The 6,957-nt window shown below is 71.1% G+C and carries 4 protein-coding genes; 1 reads left to right on the top strand and 3 read right to left on the bottom strand.

Going from position 1 to position 6,957, the window contains the following annotated elements:
• Nucleotides 1-32 precede the first annotated feature (32 nt).
• From WH07_RS25270 to leuS, 3 genes are all read right to left on the bottom strand, one after another.
• Nucleotides 33-878 carry a DegV family protein gene (locus tag WH07_RS25270; protein WP_046504462.1) on the bottom strand — a complete coding sequence of 282 codons (846 nt, stop codon included), beginning with the start codon at nucleotides 876-878 and terminating at the stop codon, nucleotides 33-35.
• An 87-nt stretch (nucleotides 879-965) separates the two neighbouring features.
• Nucleotides 966-1,841, bottom strand: a complete 876-nt coding sequence (locus WH07_RS25265) for a hypothetical protein (protein ID WP_046504459.1) — start codon at nucleotides 1,839-1,841, stop codon at nucleotides 966-968.
• Between the two features lie 176 nt (nucleotides 1,842-2,017).
• Nucleotides 2,018-4,894: a leucine--tRNA ligase gene (leuS, locus tag WH07_RS25260; RefSeq protein WP_046504456.1), complete on the bottom strand. Its 2,877-nt coding sequence runs from the start codon at nucleotides 4,892-4,894 to the stop codon at nucleotides 2,018-2,020.
• A 588-nt stretch (nucleotides 4,895-5,482) separates the two neighbouring features.
• Here leuS and WH07_RS40495 point away from each other — a divergent pair.
• Nucleotides 5,483-6,957: ferric reductase-like transmembrane domain-containing protein (locus WH07_RS40495; RefSeq protein ID WP_052744555.1), on the top strand; the 1,475-nt coding region annotated here is incomplete at its 3' end.

Below are 6,957 nucleotides of genomic sequence, written 5' to 3'. Positions count from 1 at the left end.
CCTCAGCGCGGTGAGAGCCGACGCCCCGCCCCTCAGCGCGGTGAGATCACCGCTCCCAGCAGCCCCGGTCCCGTGTGCGCGCCGATCACCGCGCCCACCTCGCTCACATGCAGATCCACCAGCCCCGGCACCCGCTCGCGCAGCCGCTCGGCGAGCGTCATGGCCCGTTCCGGTGCCGCGAGATGGTGTACGGCGATGTCCACCCGGCTCGTGTCCGCCCGCTCGGCGACGATCTCCTCCAGCCGCGCGATCGCCTTCGAGGCCGTCCGTACCTTCTCCAGCAGTTCGATCCGTCCGCCGTCCAGTTGCAGCAGCGGCTTCACCGCGAGCGCCGAGCCCAACAGCGCCTGGGCGGCTCCGATCCGGCCTCCCCGGCGCAGATAGTCGAGCGTGTCGACATAGAAGTACGCGGAGGTGCCCGCGGCCCGCTTCTCCGCGGCGGCCACCGCCTCGTCCAGCGTGCCGTCGCCCTCCGCGGCCTCGGCGGCGGCCAGCGCGCAGAACCCGAGGGCCATCGCCACCATCCCGGTGTCCACCACCCTGACCGGCACGGGCGCCTCCTTCGCCGCGAGCACGGCGGCGTCGTAGGTCCCGGAGAACTCGGCCGAAAGATGGAGCGAGACGATCCCCGTCGCCCCGGCCTCAGCCGCCGCGCGATAGGCCGCCGCGAAGACATCGGGGCTCGGGCGCGAGGTGGTGACGGACCGCCGCTTCTGGAGCGCCAGGGCCAGCGAACGCGCCGAGATCTCGGTGCCCTCCTCCAGCGCGCGGTCACCGAGCACCACGGTCAGCGGCACCGCGGTGATGCCGTGCCGCTCCATCGTCTGTGGCGGCAAGTAGGCCGTGGAATCGGTGACGATAGCGACATGGCGGGACATGAGCGGGAGGTTACCCGTCGTCGCCCCCGGTCGGCAGCCCGGGCCCGGCACAATGATCAATTCCGACCGGCCCCCGATCCAGTCCGGTCAGTTCGTGGCCTCGGGCCTGGCCTGCCCGGTCCGCTTCTGCCAGGGGTACGCGAACCGCTGCCGTGGATCGGCCGGCTTCGGCGGCTCTATGGCCTGCACCGGCTCCTGCACGGCCTCGCGGTGGTCGGCGGCCGACTGCCCCGGAGCGGACTCCGGGGCCTCCGGGGCAGGCACCCCGGCACCCTCCTGAGCCCCCGCCCGCGGCCCTCCGGACCCGGCGGAACGCGCAGTCCCGGCAACCCCCGCAGTCCCAGCAGCCCCCGCGTCCGACGCACGGTCAGCCGTCGGACCAGGCCCCAGGTCAGCCGCCGGGCCGGGCCCCGGGGCAGCCGTCGACCAGTGCCGCAGCGCTCCCGACTCCATGTCGATCTGCTCGCTCAGCGACGCGAGATCGTCCTCCGCGAACTTCCGCGCCCTGTCCCGCGCCGCCCAGCGCAGCGAGTCCGCCGAATGCGTGATCCGCTCCGTACGCTCGCGCAGCTCGGGCAGCCGCTCGGCCACCCTCGCCCGGTCCGGGTCCCGTTCGAGCTGGCGCAGTTCGTCGTCGAGCTCCCGGGCGTGCCCGTTCAGCCGCTGGAAGAGCGCGACCGACTCCGACAGCGAGGCGTCCTCGGCGACGCCCGCCTGAAGCGCTTCCTCCGTCGACCGTATCGACGTACGCAGCTTCATCCTGAGCTGGGCCAGTTCACCGGCCAGACCGGTCTGTCCGATGCTCCTGGCCCGCAGCGTGGTCTCCTCGACCGTGCGCCGCGCCTGCGAGATCGTACGGTCGACACGGCGCTTGGCGGCACCCACCGCCTTGACGCTCGCGTACACCCCGAGCGACACGAAGGCGACGAAGAGCAGCGCCAGGATCAAGATTGCGGCCTCCATGGGCGCCCCTTCGTCGTCGGTCCCGCTCCGTCCGTTCCCGCTCCCTCCACGGTAAACGGAACAGGCAGGTTAAGGGTTCCTGTCGAGAACCCTCAACCTGCCCTTAGGGGACACCCCTGGTGCCGCCCGCCGGCCTGCGGGCAGCCGCTCGGGCCCGCGTTCCCCGGCGGGAAACGTCACGCCGGAACGATGTTCACCAGTTTCGGCGCCCGTACGATCACCTTGCGGATGCCCGCGCCGCCCAGTGCCGCGACCACCGCCTCGTCACCCAGCGCCAGCGCCTCCAGTTCCTCGTCCGAGATCGACGGGGAGACCTCCAGCCGCGCCTTGACCTTGCCCTTGATCTGCACCACGCAGGTCACGGCCTCGTCCACCACATACGCCGGGTCCGCGACCGGGAAGTCCTGATACACGACCGAGTCGGAGTGGCCCAGCCGGTGCCACAGCTCCTCGGCGACATGCGGGGCCAGCGGCGCCACCAGCAGCACCAGCCGCTCGGCGACGGAGCGCGGCACCGGGCCGCCCGCCTTGGTGAGCTGGTTGTTCAGTTCGGTGATCTTGGCGATGGCGGTGTTGAACCGCAGCCCGGTCATGTCCTGGGTGACACCGTCGATCGCCTTGTGCAGCGCGCGCAGCGTCTCCTCGTCGGGCTCGGCGTCCACGACGGTGACCTCGCCGGTCGTCTCGTCGACCACATTGCGCCACAGCCGCTGCAGCAGCCGGTACTGCCCGACCACCGCGCGCGTGTCCCAGGGCCGCGAGACGTCCAGCGGCCCCATGGCCATCTCGTACAGCCGCAGCGTGTCCGCTCCGAACTCGGCGAAGATCTCGTCCGGAGTGACCGCGTTCTTCAGGGACTTGCCCATCTTGCCCAGGACCCGGCTGACCTTCTCGCCCTGGTACCAGTACCCGCCGTCCCGCTCCTCGACCTCGGCCGCGGGCACCGCGATACCGCGGCTGTCCCGGTACACGAAGGCCTGGATCATGCCCTGGTTGTACAGCTTGTGGAACGGCTCGACCGAGGAGATGTGCCCCAGGTCGTACAGCACCTTGGACCAGAAGCGCGCGTACAGCAGGTGCAGTACGGCGTGTTCGGCGCCGCCCACATACAGGTCGACGCCGCCGTGCGGCTGCCCCTCGCGGGGGCCCATCCAGTACCGCTCGATGTCCGGGTCGACCAGCTTCTCGCTGTTGTGCGGGTCCAGATAGCGCAGCTCGTACCAGCACGAACCGGCCCAGTTCGGCATGGTGTTGGTCTCACGGCGATAGCGCTTGACGCCCTCGCCGCGGCCCAGGTCCAGTTCGACGTCCACCCACTCCGCGTTCCGCGACAGCGGTGTCTCGGGCTGGGTGTCCGCGTCGTCCGGGTCGAACGTACGCGGCGAGTAGTCGTCGACCTCGGGCAGTTCCAGCGGCAGCATCGACTCGGGCAGCGCGTGCGCGGTGCCGTCCTCGTCGTACACGATCGGGAAGGGCTCGCCCCAGTAGCGCTGGCGGCTGAACAGCCAGTCGCGCAGCCGGAAGTTGACCGTGCCCTCGCCGATGCCGCGCTCGGCCAGCCACTCGGTGATCTTCGCCTTGGCCTCGGTCACGCTCAGGCCGTCCAGCGAGATGTCCGTACCCGCCGAGTTGACGAGGTGCGCGTCGTACGAGGCGAACGCGTCGTCCCACTCCGCGGGGTCGGTGGAGCGCCCGTCCGAGGGCTCCACCACACAGCGCATCGGGAGCTCGAAGGCGCGCGCGAACGCGAAGTCCCGGCTGTCGTGCGCCGGTACGGCCATGATCGCGCCCGTTCCGTACCCCATCAGCACATAGTCGGCGATGAACACGGGTACGGGCTCGCCGCTGACCGGGTTGGTGGCGTACGCGCCGGTGAACACACCGGTCTTGTCCTTGGCCTCGGCCTGCCGCTCGACGTCGGACTTGGACGCGGCCTGCTTGCGGTACGCGCCGACGGCGTCGGCGGGGGTCGCGTGACCGCCCGTCCACACCTCGTGCGTGCCCTCGGGCCAGACGGCCGGGACGATCTTCTCGACCAGGTCGTGCTCGGGCGCCAGCACCATGTAGGTGGCGCCGAACAGGGTGTCCTGACGGGTCGTGAAGACGGTGATCGCGCCGGCGTCGCCGACCGGGAAGTCGACGCGCGCGCCCTCGCTCCTGCCGATCCAGTTGCGCTGCTGGAGCTTGATCGCCTCGGGCCAGTCCAGGGCGTCCAGATCGTCCAGCAGCCGGTCGGCGTACGCGGTGATGCGCATGTTCCACTGGCGCAGCTTCGCCTTGAAGACCGGGAAGTTCCCGCGCTCGGAGCGGCCGTCCGCGGTGACTTCCTCGTTGGCCAGGACGGTGCCCAGTCCGGGACACCAGTTGACGGGCGCGTCGGAGGCGTACGCCAGCCGGTACTCGCCCAGGACGTCGGAGCGTTCGGCGGCGCTCAGCGCGCTCCAGGGGCGCCCGTCAGGAGTGGCACGCTCCCCGCTCTCGAACTGCGCCACCAGGGTGTCGATGGGGCGGGCCCGGTCGGCGTCCTTGTCGTACCAGGAGTTGAAGATCTGTACGAAGATCCACTGGGTCCACTTGTAGTAGTCCGGGTCGATCGTGGCCACGGACCTGCGCTTGTCGTGCCCCAGGCCCAGCCGGCGGAGCTGGGACTTCATGTTGTCCATGGCGGCCTCGGTCGAGACCCGGGGGTGTGTGCCGGTGGCGACCGCGTGCTGCTCGGCGGGCAGGCCGAACGCGTCAAAGCCCAGTGTGTGCAGGACGTTGTGGCCGGTCATGCGCTGATGACGGGCGAACACATCGGTGGCGATATAGCCCAGCGGATGTCCGACGTGCAGACCGGTGCCGGACGGGTAGGGGAACATGTCCATGATGAACTTCTTGGGCCTGGCGACCAGCTCCGGGTCACCGGCCAGCTCGCCCGAGGGGTTCGGCGCCTCGTACGTCCCCTCGGCGTCCCAGAAGTCCTGCCAGCGCGCCTCGATATCGGCGGCCATCGCGGCCGTGTAGCGGTGCGGCGCTGCCAACTCGGCGGCAGCGGGATTCGTCTCGCTCATGTCCTCTGAAGCTCCATCGATCGTCTCTGCCGGCGGTTTCGGCTCTGCTCCGGCACCCGGCGAACGCCGTGCCGGTCCGTGAACGAAAAAACCCCTCGCACAGGAGGGGACGCCGCGCCGATTCCGACCGGATTTCTCATCCGTCGGGACTGATCAGCGCGGCCCGCTAAGCAGAAGGCGCACGGCTCGCATGGCGTCAGGGTACCGCAGGGCCCCGACAGCCCGCACGGACCTTACACGGGGGCGGGCGCGGACCCCGGATGCGGACACAGAAAAAGCGCGTCAGGCGCACAGGAAAAGCACACACAAAGCACACCAAAGACGCGCCTGGGGCACAGGAGAAGCACGGGACGGACGCGGCAGGAGTACGGGAGGGCCACAGGAGGGACGCGAGACGGTCGCGGAATGGTTGCGTCCGGAATCCGTTACCCCGCGTATCGCCCTCTTCCGGGGCAACTCTCCGGCCTTCCGGAGTCGGGTAACTCACCTTCCCCTGGTTAAACCTGCAAACCGGGTACTGCCTGGTATGGCTCCACTTAGCATGCGGCAACGGGACCGCTTTCCCGAGCCATTCGGAGTTGCCCCCTCATGAACCGTCAACGCAAGTTCAGCTCGTCGCCCGCCCTCGATCCCGGCATGAGCCGTCAGGTACAGGGCGGACTCACGGTCGCCGCGCTGGTACTGCTACCCCTGCTCGCCGTCGCGGGAGGCGACGCCTTCCGTGCCGCACTCGATTTCACCACCGGTGTGCTGTCGCTGCTGTCCCTGACCGCGGCCGTCGCCTGGGGTCTGATGGCCACCGACCGGCTGCTGCTCTCGCCGCGCCACCGGCTGCTGGCCCAGGGCGTCCACCGGGCGACCGCGATCGCCTCGCTCGGCTTTCTGCTGCTGCATGTCACCGTCAAGGTCGCCCTCGGGCATGTGGCGCTGCTGGGCGCCCTGGTGCCGTTCGGCCTCGGTCTCAGCGGTACGAACGGGCTCATCGGCTTCGGCTCGCTGGCCGGGCTGCTGATGATCGTGGCCGCCACGACCGGCGCGATGCGCAGCGCCTTCGCCGTGCCCGGCAGGTTCGCGGGCCGCTGGCGCGCGATGCACATGGTGGCCTATCCGGCCTGGTGCTTCGCCCTGGTGCACGGCCTGTACACCGGCCGTCCCGCCGCGACCTGGGTCGTCACGATGTACTGCCTCGCCCTCCTCGCGGTCGCCGGGGCCGTGTCGCTGCGGCTCCTGCCCCAGCCCGTCAAGCGCCGTATCGCCGACCGGATCCTGGTACTGAGCGGGGGCGTCGGCGAGGCACCGAAGCCCGAGCAGACCCGCCGCGATCTCGTGTCGGACCCGCTCCCGGGCGCCATGGGCATCCCGCAGCAGCGGGACTACCGGCAGCGGAGGCTCCAGGAGTCCGTCCCCGCGCAGCCGCCGGGCCCGGCGCTGGGCCGGCCCCGTACGCCCCCGCGGCTCGCCGCTCCGGCCCCGCCGCTGTACGAGGCGACGCGGTCCATGGCAGAGCCGTTCGCGCCGCCGGCCGCTCCGCCCTCCCCGGACCCGTTCGCGGTCACGTCCTCGGATCCCTTCGCGGCCACCGGCTCGCTGCCGGATTCCGGTACCGGTACGGGTATCTCGGCCGGCTATCGCGCGGTCTCCCTGGGCGGCGAGACGACGGCCCGCATACCCGCCGGCGAGATACCCCTCGCCGAGCGCGTCCCCATGACCGAGGAACTGCCCATCGTCGAGGACCCCCAGAACAGGCCCGGATCCTGGCCCGCGCCCTCCCCGCCGCCGCCCGCACAGGCCTTCGCGCCGCCCGCGTCCACCCCGTACGACACGGGCGAGGTCCCCTCGTACGGCCCGGGCGGGGCCTCTCCGTACGACACCGGTGCGAACCCCTCGTACCCCGCGGGCGGCACGCCCTCGTACGACACGGGCGCCACCCCCGTCTACGGGCCTGACGCCCCGTCCCCGTACGACACCGGCGCGCTCCCCACGTACGACACGGGCTCCATGCCGGCGTACGGCGCGGGCCCGCTCCCGCCGTACGACACGGGCTCCGTCCCCGTGTACGGCCT

The sequence above is a fragment of the Streptomyces odonnellii genome (assembly GCF_000981895.1).
GTDB lineage: Bacteria > Actinomycetota > Actinomycetes > Streptomycetales > Streptomycetaceae > Streptomyces > Streptomyces odonnellii.
Note: the sequence above shows the minus strand (reverse complement) of the source record. Positions and strands in the feature narration are given on the sequence as shown.